We start from the raw sequence: 18,378 nt of genomic DNA, 5'->3' as shown, positions 1-18,378 counted from the left end.
GCATCTGCCTTACAAGCAGAGGGTCGGCGGTTCGAGCCCGTCATCCTCCACCATTATTCTTGTGTTATTTCGGAGGGGTAGCGAAGTGGCTAAACGCGGCGGACTGTAAATCCGCTCCTTAGGGTTCGGCGGTTCGAATCCGTCCCCCTCCACCAGTTTAATGGGGTATAGCCAAGCGGTAAGGCAACGGATTTTGATTCCGTCATGCCCTGGTTCGAATCCAGGTTCCCCAGCCATTTTTTATTTACATCTAATTTTTTCGGGGCCTTAGCTCAGCTGGGAGAGCGCCTGCCTTGCACGCAGGAGGTCAGCGGTTCGATCCCGCTAGGCTCCATAATTTAAAATAATCGTAAAAAAGGTATTCCATGACAATGGGATACCTTTTTTGTATTTTCATTAATTTTGCCAGATACGTTCGATGGAGCAGCCACCATCGGAGAAATGTAATAGAAAGACATCTGGATTGCTTAAGTTTTTCCATTGCTCAAAATCGAATTTTTTATCGTAGTTGTTTAATAGCAATGACATAATGTTTCCATGAGTTACAATTGCAGTGCTTTCATTATCGTTCGATAGGATTTCATCTAACACCTCTACTATGCGCTTCTGTGCTTCTTTGCTCGACTCTCCACCTTCTAGTTTTAATTCGATGTCTTCAAATGTTTCTTCTAGCTTAACAAGCCAGTTATCCATAGAACAAGTAGATAGAATTCGCTCGGATAAGCGATGATCGATTTCTATCGTTAGTTGTTTGGGTGTTGCGAAAGGTTCGATGGATTGATGAGCGCGTAAAAATGGGCTTGAAATAATTCGACTAATTGCTGTGTTACTTAAATATTTGGAGAGTTCTTCTGCTTGTTTGCGTCCCAGTTCAGTGAGGCATGCTTGTGCCTCTTGTCCTTCTGCTTGGCAATGTCTAATGATAAATACTTTTTTATTCATACGTCCACCTCTATCCAAAATAATAGTTTGAAATTTTTTCGATAAACTCCTGTTCCAGCTCACCTGTGTTTTTAAGCAATAAAAACGTTTTTACTTTAGGAAGTGGGAATAGATCAAATGGAATGTTCATGACACGTCCTTCGATTAATTCTCTTTTAATAATGGACTGTGGCAGAAAAGAAGCGCCTAGTCCTTCCTGTATAAAGCGTTTTACGATATGTGCTTGGGTCACTCGCATAGTTCTAATCGTATTTACTTGCTTGCGCAGTTGTAAGAGCAGTCCATCCCATACGACCGGATGATGGTGGGTGAATAGGTAGTTTTGTTTTAAATACTGTTCTGTATCGAATATTGGGGCTGATTCTTCCTCATATCCATCTGTAGGGACGATGAAGAGTAGAGGGTCCTCATACAGTTCAATAGCTTCTATATCTTTTCGTGTCGCATTTAAAGCAGAAATTCCAATATTTACTTCTCCGCTTGCTACTAGCTCTTCGATAAAAGCAGATTCCTCTACTCTTATAGATACTTCTAAATCGGAATGTTTTTCCATAAACGAGCGCAATATGTACGGTAAAATTGTTTCAGCCATTAAGGGAGAAATGGCGACACTCCATTTTCTTCGATATCCTTCTGAATAAGCGTGTAATCGGTCAATGCTACCCTCGAATTCTTTTACAAGCACTATTGCTTCTAAATAAAATACTTTTCCGGCATCCGTCAAACTTACTCGTTTATTTGTACGATTAAATAAAAGTATTCCTAGATATTCTTCTAACAATTTAATATGGACTGTGACACCGGGTTGAGAAATCATTAACTTTTCAGATGCTTTTCTAAAATTATTTGTTTCGGCAGCAACAATGAATGTTTTGAGCCATTGGTATTCCAATAAAATCGACCTCCAATTGATTATAAAATTTAATCAACTTCATCAAACATATTTAATTTTCATAATTATATATCTTTCTTATACTAAAAGAAAAGAAGGAGGAGTTATAATGTTTCAAAAAGGATTAAAAGATGTTGTCGCGGTGCATACGGGAATTGGTTTAGTTGATGGTGACCAGGGGATATTAAGATACCGTGGTGTAGATGTAAAAGAGTTGGTACCTAATTATTCATTTGAGCAAGTGGCGTACTTTTTATGGTACGACGAATTGCCGTCTGAGATGGAACGACAGCAGTTTGAAGAACAGTTGAAGGTAGGTAGACATTTGCCACTTCATATTTGCAATGTAATAGACGCACTTCCAGCGACGGTTACCATTATGGATGCGATGAGAACGGCGATCTCTGCATTTGCTACAGGAGAATTTTTAAAACAGGATATGATCAAGCAAGCTATTCATTTAACTGGTGCACTTCCAGCGATTATTGCTAGACATTATAGAAATCAAAATAGTCTTCCTTTAGTCGAAGCAAATGATTGTTTCAATCATACGGAAAATTATTTGTGGATGTTAACAGGTGTCGCACCGACTCCTACACAAGTAAAAGCACTAGAAACGTATTTAAAGTTGACAATGGAGCATGGATTAAATGCTTCGACGTTTGCGGCAAGAGTAACGGTATCAACCGAATCTGACTTACCAGCGGCAATTACTTCCGCTATTGGGACGATGAAAGGTCCATTGCATGGTGGTGCACCTGCTGGAGTGCTCGATTTATTGGATGAAATAAAAGAAGAGTCATTTATTAGATCTGTTATAGAAGAAAAGGTTAGACAAGGAGAAAGAATCATGGGATTTGGGCATAGGATATATAAAACAGCTGATCCTCGATCTGTATTGTTGCGAGAAGCTTGTTTACAGCTACATGGCGCAGATGCATGGTTAGATTTGGCTGTGGCCGCTGAGAGAGAAATTATAGCTATTTTAGAGCAATATAAACCTGGTCGAAAGCTTTATACGAATGTGGAGTTTTATGCGGCAGCCATTATGCGTTCGATCGAAATGCCGGCAACTTTGTTTACGCCAACATTTAGCGTAGCGCGAATGGTTGGATGGACAGCTCATGTAATGGAACAGGTTGAGGATAAAATTCTTTTCCGCCCTCAGTCGTTGTATACAGGAAAAATCCGTTCATTAAAATAATGCTTTTCAACACCTCACTTTTTCTATTATGATAATAGAAAAAAGTGAGGTGTTGAAATTTGGCAAATACAATCGTGTATGGAGATGTAACGTTACGTCCGCTAGAACAAGCAGATGTGCAGCGTTTATGGGAACTTTACGATCCAAAGATTTTTGAATTTATGCTAAATAAAGTAGAGGACCATGACCAGTTGGAGAAGTGGTTACAAGTAGGTATTCAACAAATGAATATTGCCAAAACTGCTTTTGCTTTTGTAGTGGAACATACAGATACAAAAGAAATAATGGGGACGACGCGCATATACGGTATAGATGAAATAAATCTTAGCTGTGAAATAGGATCAACTTTTTATGGAAATAAGTTTCAGCGAACACATGTGAATACGACGTGCAAATATTTGCTGTTAGAATATAGTTTTGAAACGCTTGGAATGATTCGGGTACAATTTAAAACAGATGAGTTAAATGTCAGCTCACAACGTGCAATCGAGCGAATAGGCGGTATAAAAGAAGGAGTTTTACGCAATGAGCGTATACGTTCAAATGGTACGGTAAGAAATGCAGTCGTATACTCGATTATTGAGAGTGAATGGCCGGATGTTAAAAATATGCTTGTTCAATTGATGAATAAATATTCATGATTTTGTTGGGTTGAGCCAACGATACTCTAGGGTTTACAATAAGTGTATAAACAAAAGGGGGTATAAAATAATGAATAAATTAAATATTTCGATCATAGGTGTACCAATGGATCTTGGCCAGAATAGACGCGGTGTAGATATGGGGCCGAGCGCTATTCGATATGCTGGGGTAATGGAGCGTTTAGAGGCATTAGGTCATTCTGTAAAAGACGAAGGTGACATTGCAATAGGTCACACAAGAAAAGAACAACCTACGGATACTCATTTACGTAATTTAGAAGAAGTAATCGAGGGAAATACGAAACTTGGCGACAAAGTGCATGAAGTATTAAAGGGAAGTCAATTTCCGTTAGTGCTTGGTGGGGATCATAGTATTGCAATTGGAACGCTTGCAGGATTAGCGGATCATTATGAAAACCTTGGCGTTATTTGGTATGATGCACATGCAGATTTAAATACTGCGGAAACTTCTCCTTCAGGGAATATTCATGGTATGCCATTAGCTGCAAGTTTAGGATTAGGTCATAAAGACTTAGTGAATATTCGTGGTTATGCCCCAAAAATTAAACCAGAAAACGTTATTATTATTGGTGCACGTTCGGTAGATCCAGGTGAACGCGAATTAATAAAAGAACTAGGTATTAAAGTGTTTACAATGCATGAAATTGATAAGCTAGGTATGACAGAAGTGATGGATCAAGCAATTGCTTATTTAAAAGAACGTAAAGTAGATGGAGTACATTTATCATTGGATTTAGATGGATTAGATCCACTTTATACACCAGGGGTTGGTACACCAGTGCCAGGTGGAATAAGTTATCGTGAAAGTCATTTAGCGATGGAAATGTTGTATACAGAAGGTTTCATTACTTCCGCTGAATTTGTAGAAGTAAATCCAATCTTAGATGAAAAAAATAAAACGGCCGATGTTGCCGTTGCACTGATGGGATCACTATTTGGTGAAAGTTTAGTATAAAGCAGACGCTTCGTCTGCTTTTTTGTTTAAATTTAACAACACAAGTAGATAAATGTTTGTTAGAATAAAAATAATAGAAAAAATGAAACCTGTCTGCCAGTTGATACGTATATGATAGACAGCCGCATGGAGCGGAGGGGAATCACACGATGGATGCGTTAATAAACAAACGAATAAAACAGGTTCTAAAAGGTGACCAGGACGCATTCGCGGAGATTGTCGAGGTATATCAGCAAAGGCTTTTTCAAGTGTGCTTTCGCATGCTAGGGAATAGACATGAAGCTGAGGACATAGCCCAAGAAGCATTTGTGCGAGCTTTTATAAACATACACACGTTTGATCAAAAAAGAAAATTTTCAACTTGGCTCTATCGAATCGCAACGAATTTATGTATTGACCGCATTCGTAAAAAAAAGCCAGATTATTTTCTAGATGCAGAAGTTGCTGGAACTGAAGGACTTAATATGTATTCACAAATAGCAGCTGCAGAAGAACTTCCGGAAGAAGAACTGATGAAGCTTGAATTACAAGATCGCATACAATATGAAATAAGTCGGCTGCCTGATAAATATCGTACAGCAATCGTTCTAAAATACATGGACGAATTGTCTTTACAAGAAATTAGCGAGATACTAGAATTACCGTTGGGAACAGTAAAAACAAGAATCCATAGAGGGCGGGAAGCGCTTAGAAAACAGCTAAGTAAACAGCCCAATTTGTTGTAGGAGGGAATCGCGATGAATGCGTGTCCAGAACGAATTGTTCACTTTATGCATGATTATTTAGATGGCGGAATTAGCCGTGAACATGAGCTGGAACTAAAATCTCACTTGCAGTCATGTACGGATTGTCAAAAACATATGCATGAGTTAAGCGAAGTTGTTGCTTTCGTAAAAGGAGCAGCTCATATAGAAGCACCGAGTAATTTCACAAAAGCGGTAATGGCAAGACTACCAAAAGAAAAATCACATGCTGGTGTTAGTAGATGGTTGCGTCGTCATCCAATTGTTACTGCAGCGGCTTTATTCTTTTTATTGATGAGTGGAGCGTTATTTTCTAACTTTAATGAACAACAGCAGTTTTCATTTACAAAACAAGCCAATGTCGTAGTGGAAGGTGAAACGGTTATTATCCCAGCAGGACAAGTCGTGGAAGGTAACTTAGTTGTGAAAAATGGAGATGTCCGTATCGAGGGCGAGTTGAAAGGGAATTTAACGATTATTAACGGCTCCAAATATATGGCCTCTACTGCGGTAGTTGCAGGTAAAACAGAAGAGATTAACGAAGTATTTGATTGGCTTTGGTTCACGATTAAAGATGGGGCAAAAGAAATTATGTCCCTTTTTGAAAAAGAAGATACTGAAAAGTGAGAAAAAGTCTATTCCGATATTGGGTAGACTTTTTTATGTCTAAAAAAGGGAAGAAATCCTTAACTATGATATACTTTACTTGTATGGATTTGTGATGAAAAGTGGGGGATGCCACATGTCGTTTATGGAACAGTTTTCCGAGTTAATGCCAGTAAACGTACTTGTAAACATATTAGATGTTTTATTTGTTTGGTTTGTTATATATAAAATAATTACCCTTATAAAAGGAACGAAAGCAGTCCAATTATTGAAGGGGATATTTGTCATTGTCATCGCTAGAGTTGTTACAGACTTTTTAGGTTTGGATACATTCGGATGGATGTTGGAACAAGTTATTAACTTTGGATTTTTAGCAATTATTATCATATTCCAGCCGGAAATTAGAAGAGCACTTGAACAAATCGGTAGGGGAGCGTTATTTTCAAGAAATTCAATGCAAGATGAAGAGGAACAGAACCGTTTAATAGAGGCAATGACCAAATCAGTGAGTTATATGGCGAAGCGTCGAATCGGTGCATTAATATCGATTGAACGAGAAACCGGATTGACGGATTATATTGAAACAGGAATTCCTTTGAACGCAAACATTACATCAGAATTAATGATTAATATTTTTATCCCAAATACACCATTGCATGATGGAGCAGTGATTTTACAAAAAAATAATATCGCTGCTGCTGGATGTTATTTGCCGCTTTCTGAAAGTCCTTTTATTTCAAAAGAGCTTGGAACGAGGCATCGTGCTGCGATTGGTTTGAGTGAAGTGACGGATGCGATTACAATTGTTGTGTCAGAGGAAACAGGAGCAGTAAGCTTAACATCTAATGGTGATCTCCATAGAAATTTATCCATGGAAGAATTTGAAACTCATTTACGACGCCTTTGGTTTGGTTCAACGGCAGAGCAGGTAACTTCTTCTATATGGTCATGGAGGGGGAAACAAAATGGATAAAATGATGTCAAATCCTTGGTTTTTGCGAATAATTGCGCTAGTGCTAGCGATATCGTTATTCATTTCCGTAAAAAATGAAATGGAAAATACAAATGGAAATAAAAGCAGCACGCAAATAGATACGCTTAGAGAAGTACCAGTAGAAGTATATTATGATGATGATAATTTAATCGTAACGGGAGCACCAGAAACTGTTACAGTAAACATTGAAGGACCTTCGACATTAGTATTTTCTGCAAGAGCAATGAAGGACTACAAAGTGTTCATAGACTTGAGAAAGTTGACAATCGGTACGCATCGAGTAGAAATTTCTCATGAGAATTTTTCAGAAAAGCTGAATGTTCGGATTGACCCACGCTATGCAACTATTGTGATTGAGGAGCGTATTACAGTAGAAAAAGAAATAGATCCAGATATGAATGAAGGCTTGCTTGCTGAAAACTATGTGGTGAAATCGTATGAATTGGAACCAAGAACAGTAACAATTACTGGAGCAAAAAGTGTTGTGGATAGCATAAGCTACGTAAAAGCAACGATTAATGGAGAAAAAGGAATCTCGAAATCATTTGAACAAGAGGCAAGTATTCGAGTGCTTGATCGAGATTTGAATAAGTTAAATGTCACGATTGAACCGAAAACAGTTCAAGTGAAGGTGAATGTAGAAGAGTATAGTAAAGAAGTTCCAGTAGTGTTGTCGGCAAAAGGGATCCCAAAAGAAGGTGTTGTTATTAACAAGTTATCAACAACTGTCGAAAAGATTCGTCTATTTGGTCCCCGCATAATACTAGATAAAATGGAGCAGCTAAATGTAGAGGTTGACGTGAGTAAGCTAGAGCAGTCAGGTGAGTTTGAGACGAAGCTAGTACTTCCGGAAGGTGTAACGAAAATGTCCTTAGACAAGTTAAAAGTGATTGGGGATGTGACACCTGCACCTATTGAAGAACCAGATATAGATGAAGAATCTGTTTCAGGTCTTAGTACGAAAACATTTGATCAAATATCGGTCGAAGTAAGGAATCTCCCAGAGCAACTAATAAGTGAATTTGAAACATCTACAGATGGCATTGTGACAGTAATAGCAAAAGGAACACCAGAAGCATTAGATAAGATTAAAACGAGCGATATTGCTCTATATGTAGATGCAAATGATGCTACTATAGGTGAAAAAACATTTCCGATAAAAATGAATGTCATCACAGACGTAGAATTGGAAATGTCTAAGTCCGAAGTGAAACTAACGATAAAAGAAGCTTAATGTAAAGTACAACTGGCTTTTAAGGAGAGAAGATAAGAATGGGTAAATATTTTGGTACAGACGGTGTTAGAGGTGTTGCAAACTCAGAGTTAACACCAGAGCTTGCATTCAAATTAGGTCGTGTTGGTGGGTATATTTTAACAAAGGATGCTGAAAATCGTGCGAAAGTTATAATTGGTCGCGATACACGCATATCTGGTCATATGCTAGAAGGTGCTCTTGTAGCAGGACTTCTTTCTGTTGGTGTGGAAGTAATGCGTCTTGGTGTTATTAGTACTCCAGGGGTATCTTATTTAACAAGAGTGATGAGTGCAGAAGCAGGTGTGATGATTTCAGCATCTCATAATCCAGTAGCTGATAACGGGATTAAGTTTTTTGGCTCGGATGGGTTTAAACTTTCAGACGAACAAGAAGCGGAATTTGAGCAGCTATTAGACGCTGCTGTAGATGAGCTTCCACGTCCAACAGGAGCAGGCGTTGGAACTGTATCAGATTATTTTGAAGGTGGACAAAAATATATTCAGTATTTGAAACAATCAATTGATGAAGAATTCGATGGAATCCATGTTGCATTAGACTGTGCAAATGGAGCAACATCATCTCTTGCGACACATTTATTTGCAGATTTAGAAGCAGACTTGTCGACAATGGGAGCTTCACCAAATGGTTTAAATATTAATGAAGGCGTGGGCTCGACACATCCAGAAGGGTTAGCGAAATTTGTATTGGAAAAAGGTGCAAACGTCGGACTAGCATTTGATGGAGATGGAGACCGCTTAATCGCAGTAGATGAAAAGGGAACGATCGTAGATGGAGACCAAATTATGTATATTTGTGCAAAGCATCTAAACGCAGAAGGTCGTTTAAACAATAATACGGTTGTTTCGACTGTTATGAGTAACATGGGCTTCTATAAAGCGTTAGAAGAGCATGCAATGACAAGCGTGAAAACAGCAGTTGGTGATCGTTATGTGGTAGAAGAGATGAAAAAGAATGGCTTTAACCTAGGTGGAGAACAGTCAGGACATATCGTATTCTTAGACTATAATACGACTGGCGATGGCTTATTAACAGGTTTACAACTAGTAAATATTATGAAAATTACTGGGAAAAAACTTTCAGAACTAGCATCTGAAATGACCATTTTCCCACAAAGACTAGTTAATATCCGCGTTACAGATAAAAATGGCGTAACGCAAAATGATAAAGTAGCTGCAATGATTAGTGAAGTAGAAGCAGAAATGGCTGGCAATGGCCGTGTGCTTGTGCGCCCTTCTGGTACAGAGCCACTTGTGCGTGTCATGGTAGAAGCAGTTACAGAAGAAGATTGCGAAAACTATGTGAATCGCATTGCTGACGTAGTAAGAGCAGAAATGGGCTTAGTTGAATAAAATAAGTGAAGCGAAAACACCATGGACTCATGGTGTTTTTTTGTTGGAGAAAAGTAGAATCGGTCGAATAGCTGGGGAAATCGGTTGAATCCCATGAATAATCGGTCGATTTTTATAAATTAATTTATGTAAACCTTACTATCGGGGATATTCCGATTAAATTGATTACATATTGTCGGCAAATTATTAAATGTACTTCCCATATGAAAGAGTATCTCGTATAATATCATTACATGGGAGAAAGTGGGTGTAATTTGTATGAGGCTAGATGCTACTGATAGACGTATCTTAGAGCTATTAACCGCGAATGGACGTTTGTCTTATGTGGATATTGGCAAAGAGCTAAACTTATCAAGGGTTGCTGTTCGAGAGCGTGTGCATCAATTACAAGAGGATGGAGTAATTGAGAGATTTACTGTTGTTATTAATTCGGAAAAGGTTGGAAAAGGGGTTTCAGGTTTTTTCGAAGTAGATTGTGAGCCATCTTCACTTGTTGAAGTTGCTGAAAAACTCTCGAATAATCCGAGTGTCTCAAGTTGTTACCAAATGACCGGACCATCAACCTTACATATGCATGTGCTGGTAGATGATTTTGTAAGTCTGGAAAAGTTTATCAATGAAGAGCTTTATGCATTGGAAGGTATTACTAGAGTAGAGAGTCACATTTTGCTAAGAAGATTTAAAAGCAGAAGCGGCTTAAAGTTATAAAAATAGAGAAACCAAGACATTCCATAAGAGAATGTCTTGGTTTTTTTGAAAGAATAAAAAAGGATAGGGAGTGGATTTCGTTACAAGCGGACGCGTACCGTGGGGCACGGCTTCAGCCGCTTCCTGTGCTCCTGCGGTTACTAGTCGCAAAACAAAGTTTCGCTCCACTCAGTCCAGGGTTTTCAACTCGCGCTTTTCCCACTGGTGTCGCCGCTTTTCACTACATCCTTCCTGCATATGGAAATGTATTCATGCACCTTCTACTTAAGCCATTTTATATAAGAAGAGAAGAAATTCATCAACACTTCTAGTTATAAATAGACCAACAATTTTTGTACAAAGTAAATTTGTCATCTACTTCTCCACTTTCTGTTCAAATGTAGAAGTGTCACTTTGTAAAAACATACAAGAACCGCCAAAATTGCATCTTTGGCGGTTTCAAAAGATATAGAATGTTACTTGCTTCTTCTTTTGCCAAAAGTATTTAACTACTTGGCTCTGAAGTTTCTGGCGAGCGGAAGGTGAACATTTGCCATACGATGACCGATGAAAAAGCTTGTTGGAAGCGGCGCAGCCAATTCCAACAAGCTTTAAAAATTTAACCGTTCATCGTATGGACTAATGTGAAGCCTGGAGCGAGCCGGAAATTGTGTCGTTAAAATGTTTTACCTTTAAAGAATCGGGCGTCATTTTGCCCGGTTTTTTTATTTTATTTACTTCTATACTCGAAGTGATTGAAAACGGTTTCAGTAATTATAGGATGAATATGGACAAAGTGTATAAAAAATGGTCATTTTATATGCAAAACGTAATTGATAATGGATTTAAAATATTCTAAATGTAATGAAAATCAAAAAATATAAATTAATTTGAATATTCATGTAGCTTTTTGTATTTAATTGTTTTATAATCACAATTAACAAATAACAAACGTTTGTTAACCAAAAACGAAAAAATAGTTAACATTCGAAAGGAAGTGGGGGAAATTATGATTGCTTTAATCGTACGAAGGGGCGTACAACTTGTATTTTTATTACTTGGTATTTCATTTCTTGTCTTTTCATCGATGTACATAGCCCCGGGGGATCCAGCAACTATGGTCGGTGGACCTACTGCGACGGAATCGGATTTAGAAGCCATTCGAGACAACTTAGGTTTGAATGATCCTTTCCTCGTTCAATATGGTCGATATGTGAAAAATGCGGTACAAGGAGATTTTGGCTATTCGTATCAGTCGAAACAATCTGTATCTGAAGCTATTGCTATACGTTTTCCAAATACATTAAAGCTCGCAATTGCAAGTATGGTTGTGGCAATAATTATCGGAATAATAGCTGGATTAATATCAGCTTTGAAACATAATTCCTGGTTAGATGTAACATCGACAACTTTTGCACTCGCAGGAATTTCAATTCCTAACTTCTGGTTAGGAGCGATACTTATTTTAATCTTTTCCGTCAATTTGCAATGGCTTCCAGTCGGAGGGTTATCAGCTCCCTTTTATACAACAGAGGGCTTTAAACAATTAATACTTCCGGCAATTACTCTTGGAACAGGCTCAGCTGCAATGATTGCTCGAATGACAAGATCATCCATTTTAGAAGTGATTAAAGCTGACTATGTAAGAACGGCTAGAGCCAAAGGGGTAAAAGAAGGCACGGTAATATGGGTACATACATTAAAAAATGCGATGATTCCAGTTATTACAGTCATTGGTTTAAACTTTGGTGCTTTACTTGGTGGAACGATTATTACAGAAAAAGTTTTTGCGATAAATGGGGTAGGTCGACTAATGGTCGATGCAATTGCAATGAGGGATTTCCCAATGGTTCAAGCTTCCGTGTTACTAGTAGCGACATTGTTTGTAGTTGTTAACTTACTTGTAGATATAATCTACACATTTATTGATCCACGAATTAGCTACGACTGATGGAAGGAGGTTCCTTATGACGAACACGGTTTTAGTAACGGATGTCAAAACATCTGTGAAGAGAAAAAAAGAAAAAAACTACGTCACAACATTAAAACGACTTTTGAAAAACAAGCTGGCAGTCATAGGTATTATCATAATCCTTTGTCAGATTGGGATGGCGGTGTTTGCACCACTTATTGCAACGCACGATCCGATAAAGCAAAACCTAGTTGCAAGTGAATTGCCAATGTTTTCAGAAGGTCACTGGCTAGGCACTGATAACTACGGACGAGATGTATGGTCACGAATTGTACACGGTGCAAGGATTTCATTACTTGTAGGGTTTACTGCAGTTTCACTTGGACTTATCGGAGGTATCGTACTTGGATTGTTAGGTGGTTATTATAAGAAGCTAGATGGAATTATTATGCGGATTGTAGACTTACTGTTTTCATTTCCAGGTATTTTATTGGCGATGTTAATCATTGCGATTTTAGGTACTAGTCTTATAAATGTAGCAATTGCAATTAGTATTTGGTCCATTCCAAGTTGTGCGCGTATTGTTCGAGGCTCGGTTTTGTCGATTAAGCAAAAAGAGTATATTATGGCGTTAAAATCACTAGGAGCATCAGACCTTCGCATAATGATTCGACATATATTACCGAATGCAACAGCACCAATTATTGTATTTGCGACGATGAGAATGGGAACTGCGATATTATCTACCGCTTCACTAAGTTATTTAGGATTAGGTGCACAACCACCATCACCAGAATGGGGTGCGATGATTTCACAAGGGCAAAACTTTATGTGGACATCTCCGCATTTAACGATTATTCCAGGTATTGCAATTATGTTAACGGTTTTTGCTTTTAACGTAGTAGGAGATGGATTAAGAGATGCATTAGATCCAAACATGGATATTCATTAAAACAAACAGGGGGAACGAAAATGAAAAAGAAATTTTGGTTAGCGATACTATTCAGTGCATTACTAGTATTAACAGCAGCATGTTCAAATGGAGAATCAGCTTCAGCACCAAAAGAAACAGATAAAGGCGGAAGTACAGCAAGTGATAAAATATTCACTTACGCATCTACTTCAGATGCAGTTGGATTATCACCAATTTTAATGAATGATTCACCATCAGCGAATGTAACGGAACAAGTGTATGAGCAATTATTTACACGTAATGTAGAAACGATGGAATTTGAACCTAAATTAGCAGAGTCATTTGAAAACCCAGATGAAAATACATGGGTTATTAAACTAAAAGAAGGTATTAAGTTTCATGATGGAACGCCTTTTAACGCAGAAGCAGTAAAGTACACATTTGATAAACTACGTGATCCAGCAACTGCAGCACCTCGTGCCTCTTTAATGGAGCCAGTTGATGTTATTAACGTACTTGATGAAAACACAGTAGAAATCAAAACAAAATATCCTTACGGTGCATTTTTAGCATCTTTATCGCATTCAAATGCAGCAATTGTAAGCCCAACAGCTGATCAAAAACAAGATTTAATGAAAGATCCAGTAGGAACTGGCCCATTCAAGTTTGTTAGTTGGACACCAGGCGACCAAATTGCTTTAGAAGCGAATGAAGAATATTGGGATGGAGCACCAGCAGTTAAGAAAGTAGTTTTTAAAGTAGTTCCTGAAATCTCAACGGCAATATCTATGCTTCAAACAGGTGAAGTGCAATTTATTGACAATTTACCAACAGAACAAATTAAGCGACTAGAATCTATTGATACGATTAACATTGAAGAAATCGAAGGTTCACCAGTGTATTACTTAGCATTTAACCATCTAAGAGAAACGAATCAAGATCCTGAGTTCCGTGAAGCAGTTGCAGCGGCGATGGACCGTGATGCATTTGTTTCAAAATTAAATGGACTTGGCGTTCGTAGTGATAGCGTTATTGGTCCGAAAGTATTTGGATATGATTCATCAGCAGACAAAGCAGGTACTGTGTATGATTTAGAAAAAGCAAAAGAATTAGTAGCGAAAAATGGCTATGGTGATCGTACGATTAAATTACTAACAGCAAATAGAGCGAACTTTATTTTGATGGCTGAAATTACACAAGCACAATTAACAGAAGCTGGATTTAAAGTAGAAATCGAATCAATGGAGTGGGCGACGTTTTTAGATACAGCTCGTCAAGGTGAGTATGACCTTACATTCTTAAGCTGGTCGAATGTAACGGGAGATGGATCTGAGTTATTATATCCAAACTTCCACAGCGATAATGTTGGCTCTTCTAACCGTGCACAATATAGCAACCCAGCTTTTGATGAGTTAGTTGTACAGTCTCGCACAACAACAGACCAAGCTAAACGTCTAGAATTATTAGATCAAGCAAATAAAATGATGATTGAAGAAAATGCAGTTGTCGTTATGTATCACGGAATTGTTACAGCAGCATTAGACAAAGCGTATAAAGGTCTAGAATTAGATCCAAACGGCAAATGGTACTTAAAAAACGTTATTGGAGAGTAGGTTAGATGATGCAGGAGACATTACTTGAAGTGAATAATTTAGTAACTGAATTTCGCACAGCAGATGGAACAGTCCAAGCTGTGCGAGATGTCTCCTTTTCGATTGCGAAAGGAGAGACATTATGTATCGTTGGAGAATCGGGCTGCGGTAAAAGTATAACGTCTCTATCGGTCATTGGCTTACTTCCGAGCAATGGAAAGATTGCAAGTGGAGAAGTGAAGTATGAAGGGCAAGCCATTCATAACTTACCTCATGAAGAAATTAGAAAAATGCGTGGAACTAAAATTTCAATGATTTTTCAAGAACCGATGACTGCTTTAAACCCAGTTTTAACAGTAGGGTATCAATTGCGTGAACCGTTACTTCTACACCATAGGTTAAGTAAAAGCGAAGCGACTAAACAAGGAATTGAATTGTTGGAGCAGGTAGGAATCCCGTACCCTGAAAAACGTATGAATCAGTATCCACACGAACTAAGTGGTGGGATGAGGCAACGTGTCATGATTGCAATTGCTCTTGCTTGTCATCCGGGATTGCTAATTGCGGATGAACCAACAACTGCACTTGATGTAACGATCCAAGCTCAAATTCTCGATTTGATCAATGAATTAAAAGAAAAGCTTAATATGGGAGTAATGTTAATTACGCATGATATGGGTGTTGTAGCTGAAGTAGCAGACCGAGTAATGGTCATGTATGCTGGAAAGAAAATTGAAGAAGGACCAGTTGCGGAGATTTTTGATCATCCAAAACATCCTTACACAATTGGACTACTAAACTCAGTGCCAAACGTAGACGACCCGGATTTTGTATTAGAGCCAATAGCCGGTTCTCTTCCAAGCTTACAAGAACAAATTCAAGGATGTAGATTTCATCCACGCTGTAAATTTGCTACGGATAAATGTCGTGAAGAAGCACCACCAGTATTTGATTTAGGCCAAGAACATATCGTAAGTTGTTGGTTACATGCAGAGGAGGATGTTAACCATGGTCAATCAATTGCCAAAAGCTGATCCGAAAATTCTCCTCGAATTAAAAGGTGTTAAAAAGTATTTTCCTATTAAAGGTGGCGTATTAAAACGTGTTCAAGGACATGTAAAAGCTGTCGAAGATGTTTCCCTTCATTTATTTGAAGGTGAAAGTTTAGGGGTTGTAGGAGAATCGGGCTGTGGTAAGTCGACACTTGGACGTGCAATTTTAGGGCTTGAAGAGTTAACGGAAGGAAAAATTTACTTCCGTGACGAGGAAATCCAAAACTTAAAACGTAAAGAAAAGTTGAAGTTTGTGAAAGAAATGCAAATGATTTTTCAAGATCCATTTGCTTCTTTAGATCCTAGACAACGAATCGGAAATGCACTTGAGGAAGTTTTTACGATGCACACAAATATGTCTGCAAAAGAAAAACGTTCAGCAGTAATTGATTTGTTGCAAGAAGTGGGATTAAAAGAAGAGCATTTTGATCGTTACCCTCATGAATTTAGTGGTGGGCAAAGACAACGTATCGGTATTGCCCGGGCAATAGCGTTAAATCCTTCATTTGTTATTTGTGATGAAGCGGTTTCTGCCCTAGATGTATCAGTACAAGCACAAGTTCTAAAACTACTAAAAACATTGCAAGAAAAGTATAATTTATCGTATTTGTTTATTTCACATGATCTTGGTGTAGTTCGTTATTTCTGTGATCGTGTGCTAGTAATGTACTTAGGTAACACAGTGGAGTTAGGGACAGTGAAAGATCTATTTGCAAATCCAATCCATCCGTATACACAGGCACTTTTATCGGCAATTCCAAGACCATCTGTTCATGCCAATAAAAAACGAATTCGCCTACAAGGAGATTTACCTAATCCGGCAAATCCACCAACAGGCTGTCCATTTCATACGAGATGTCCGATTGTACAAGATATTTGTAAAAGTCAAAAGCCGGCATGGGAGCAAATTGAAGAAGGACATTTTGCAGCATGTCACTTTGCAGGTACGAAAATATAAAACATTAATAAGAATTAGAGGGGGATCATCATGGATTACTTAAACCACCCATTTGCAGCAAAACGTCATACTGTTTTTGCTAAAAAAGGCATGGTTGCAACATCGCAACCACTGGCAGCACAAGCTGGATTAGAAATTCTGCAAAAAGGCGGAAATGCCATTGATGCAGCAATTGCAACTGCAGCGGCACTTACAGTGGTAGAACCCACATCTAACGGAATTGGCGGAGACGCCTTTGCACTTATTTGGACAAAAGACCAAATACATGGTTTAAATGCATCAGGACCAGCACCAAAGTCGATTTCTGCAGAAGCGATTAGAGAAAAAGGACATGAAAAAATGCCTGTACACGGTGTGATACCAGTTACTGTACCAGGTGTTCCAGCGGCATGGGCAGCATTGTCAGAGAAATTCGGCAAGCTTCCACTTAAAGACGTGCTCATTCCAGCGATTCGCTATGCAGAAGAAGGTTATCCGTTAACTCCAATCCTCGGTAAGTATTGGAAATCTGCATTTAATAAATTCAAAGAAACTTTCACTTCAGAAGAGTTTTCCGCTTGGTTTGAAACATTTGCTCCAAACGGAAGAGCACCTGAAATAGGAGAAGTTTGGTCATCACCAGGTCATGCTAAAACATTGCGTGCTATTGGAGAAACGAATGCTCGTGATTTTTATGAAGGTGAAATTGCGGATAAAATAGATGCTTTCATGAAAAAACACGATGGTTATTTATCGAAAGAGGATTTAACAACGTATAAACCTGAATGGGTAAACCCTGTGTCTGCAAATTATCGTGGCTATGACGTATGGGAAATACCACCAAATGGTCAGGGTATGGTAGCTCTTATGGCATTGAATGTTTTTGAGCAACTTTCTAAACCAGAATGGCAAAGTGCACATACCATTCATGAGCAAATCGAAGCGATGAAACTTGCATTCACAGATGGTCAATCTTTCATTACAGAACCTGAGTTTATGCCAGTAAGCACAGAATATTTATTGTCTGACGAATACGCAGAGAAACGTGCAAAAGTAATTGGTGAATGTGCAAGTAATCCGGAACCGTATGAACTTCCAAAAGGAGGCACAGTGTATTTAGCTGCAGCTGATGAGGAAGGAAATATGATTTCGTATATTCAAAGTAACTATATGGGCTTTGGATCCGGTATCGTGGTGCCAGGAACAGGAATTGGTTTGCAGAATCGTGGGCATGATTTTTCCCTAGATGAGTCACATCCAAACACGCTGAAACCAGGGAAACGTACTTACCATACGATTATTCCAGGCTTTTTAACGAAAGATGGTCATGCAGTTGGACCGTTTGGAGTAATGGGCGGCTATATGCAGCCACAGGGACATTTCCAAGTTGTCAGCAATACAGTGGACTATTTATTGAACCCTCAAGCAAATCTTGATATGCCAAGATGGCAATGGATAAAAGGGAAAACTGTTCATGTAGAGCCGGAATTCCCGAACTATCTTGTACAAAGCTTAATAAGAAAAGGTCATGATATTCATGTCACTGCGGATACAGGTAGCTTCGGGCGTGGGCAAATAATCTGGAGAAATCCAGAAACGGGTGTTCTCCAAGGTGGTACAGAGTCTCGAACGGACGGAGCAATTGCAGCTTGGTAGAACGTC

The 18,378-nt window shown here is 38.5% G+C and carries 17 protein-coding genes and 3 tRNA genes; 18 read left to right on the top strand and 2 right to left on the bottom strand.

The genetic code is table 11. The features are described from left to right. The first annotated feature begins 71 nt into the window (after positions 1-71). The 3 genes from RUH95_RS17525 (at position 72) to RUH95_RS17515 (ending at position 334) form a co-directional block, all read left to right on the top strand. A tRNA-Tyr gene (locus RUH95_RS17525) sits at positions 72-155 on the top strand. Positions 156-161: 6 nt separating this feature from the next. Beyond that, positions 162-236, top strand: a tRNA-Gln gene (locus RUH95_RS17520). A 25-nt stretch (positions 237-261) separates the two neighbouring features. Further along, a tRNA-Ala gene (locus RUH95_RS17515) sits at positions 262-334 on the top strand. Positions 335-396: 62 nt separating this feature from the next. Here RUH95_RS17515 and RUH95_RS17510 read toward each other — a convergent pair. Then, entirely contained in the window at positions 397-942 is a 546-nt protein-coding gene (locus RUH95_RS17510) for a histidine phosphatase family protein (protein WP_313894187.1), read from the bottom strand. A gap of 10 nt (positions 943-952) precedes the next feature. Next, entirely contained in the window at positions 953-1,834 is an 882-nt protein-coding gene (locus RUH95_RS17505; protein WP_313894186.1) for a LysR family transcriptional regulator, read from the bottom strand. Positions 1,835-1,943: 109 nt separating this feature from the next. Between RUH95_RS17505 and RUH95_RS17500 the strand changes: the two genes are divergently transcribed. From RUH95_RS17500 to RUH95_RS17430, 15 genes are all read left to right on the top strand, one after another. Then, positions 1,944-3,038 (top strand): citrate/2-methylcitrate synthase, encoded by a 1,095-nt coding sequence (locus RUH95_RS17500; RefSeq protein ID WP_313894185.1) that lies wholly within the window; start codon positions 1,944-1,946, stop codon positions 3,036-3,038. A 59-nt stretch (positions 3,039-3,097) separates the two neighbouring features. Beyond that, entirely contained in the window at positions 3,098-3,679 is a 582-nt protein-coding gene (locus RUH95_RS17495; RefSeq protein ID WP_313894184.1) for a GNAT family N-acetyltransferase, read from the top strand. 70 nt (positions 3,680-3,749) lie between these two features. Then, positions 3,750-4,655 carry an arginase gene (gene rocF / locus RUH95_RS17490; protein WP_313894183.1) on the top strand — a complete coding sequence of 302 codons (906 nt, stop codon included), beginning with the start codon at positions 3,750-3,752 and terminating at the stop codon, positions 4,653-4,655. A gap of 149 nt (positions 4,656-4,804) precedes the next feature. After that, a complete protein-coding gene (gene sigW, locus RUH95_RS17485; protein WP_313894182.1) occupies positions 4,805-5,380 on the top strand; it encodes an RNA polymerase sigma factor SigW in 576 nt (191 codons plus the stop codon). 12 nt (positions 5,381-5,392) lie between these two features. Then, complete coding sequence (locus RUH95_RS17480; protein ID WP_313894181.1) at positions 5,393-6,025, top strand: anti-sigma factor; 633 nt, start codon at positions 5,393-5,395, stop codon at positions 6,023-6,025. Positions 6,026-6,140: 115 nt separating this feature from the next. Further along, positions 6,141-6,977, top strand: coding sequence for a diadenylate cyclase CdaA (cdaA, locus tag RUH95_RS17475; RefSeq protein WP_313894180.1), 837 nt, complete (start codon positions 6,141-6,143; stop codon positions 6,975-6,977). Continuing rightward, complete coding sequence (locus tag RUH95_RS17470; protein ID WP_313894179.1) at positions 6,970-8,232, top strand: CdaR family protein; 1,263 nt, start codon at positions 6,970-6,972, stop codon at positions 8,230-8,232. Before cdaA ends, RUH95_RS17470 begins: the two co-directional genes overlap by 8 nt. 38 nt (positions 8,233-8,270) lie before the next feature. Then, positions 8,271-9,623 carry a phosphoglucosamine mutase gene (gene glmM, locus RUH95_RS17465; RefSeq protein WP_313894178.1) on the top strand — a complete coding sequence of 451 codons (1,353 nt, stop codon included), beginning with the start codon at positions 8,271-8,273 and terminating at the stop codon, positions 9,621-9,623. Positions 9,624-9,881: 258 nt separating this feature from the next. Continuing rightward, the gene (locus RUH95_RS17460) at positions 9,882-10,331 is read left to right on the top strand and encodes an Lrp/AsnC family transcriptional regulator (protein ID WP_313894177.1); all 450 of its coding nucleotides are present in this window, start codon (positions 9,882-9,884) and stop codon (positions 10,329-10,331) included. 988 nt (positions 10,332-11,319) lie between these two features. Further along, entirely contained in the window at positions 11,320-12,261 is a 942-nt protein-coding gene (gene nikB / locus RUH95_RS17455; protein ID WP_313894176.1) for a nickel ABC transporter permease, read from the top strand. Between the two features lie 16 nt (positions 12,262-12,277). Continuing rightward, positions 12,278-13,174 carry an ABC transporter permease gene (locus RUH95_RS17450; RefSeq protein WP_313894175.1) on the top strand — a complete coding sequence of 299 codons (897 nt, stop codon included), beginning with the start codon at positions 12,278-12,280 and terminating at the stop codon, positions 13,172-13,174. 20 nt (positions 13,175-13,194) lie between these two features. Then, positions 13,195-14,748 carry an ABC transporter substrate-binding protein gene (locus tag RUH95_RS17445; protein WP_313894174.1) on the top strand — a complete coding sequence of 518 codons (1,554 nt, stop codon included), beginning with the start codon at positions 13,195-13,197 and terminating at the stop codon, positions 14,746-14,748. A gap of 8 nt (positions 14,749-14,756) precedes the next feature. Next, positions 14,757-15,761, top strand: a complete 1,005-nt coding sequence (locus RUH95_RS17440; RefSeq protein WP_313894191.1) for an ABC transporter ATP-binding protein — start codon at positions 14,757-14,759, stop codon at positions 15,759-15,761. Then, positions 15,736-16,737, top strand: a complete 1,002-nt coding sequence (locus tag RUH95_RS17435; protein ID WP_313894173.1) for an ABC transporter ATP-binding protein — start codon at positions 15,736-15,738, stop codon at positions 16,735-16,737. Before RUH95_RS17440 ends, RUH95_RS17435 begins: the two co-directional genes overlap by 26 nt. A gap of 30 nt (positions 16,738-16,767) precedes the next feature. Then, complete coding sequence (locus RUH95_RS17430) at positions 16,768-18,372, top strand: gamma-glutamyltransferase family protein (protein WP_313894172.1); 1,605 nt, start codon at positions 16,768-16,770, stop codon at positions 18,370-18,372. The last annotated feature ends 6 nt before the right edge of the window (positions 18,373-18,378 follow it).

Source organism: Psychrobacillus sp. (assembly GCF_032154225.1).
GTDB lineage: Bacteria > Bacillota > Bacilli > Bacillales_A > Planococcaceae > Psychrobacillus.
The sequence above is the reverse complement of the archived record's forward strand: the minus strand, read 5'-3'. Positions and strand labels throughout refer to the sequence as shown.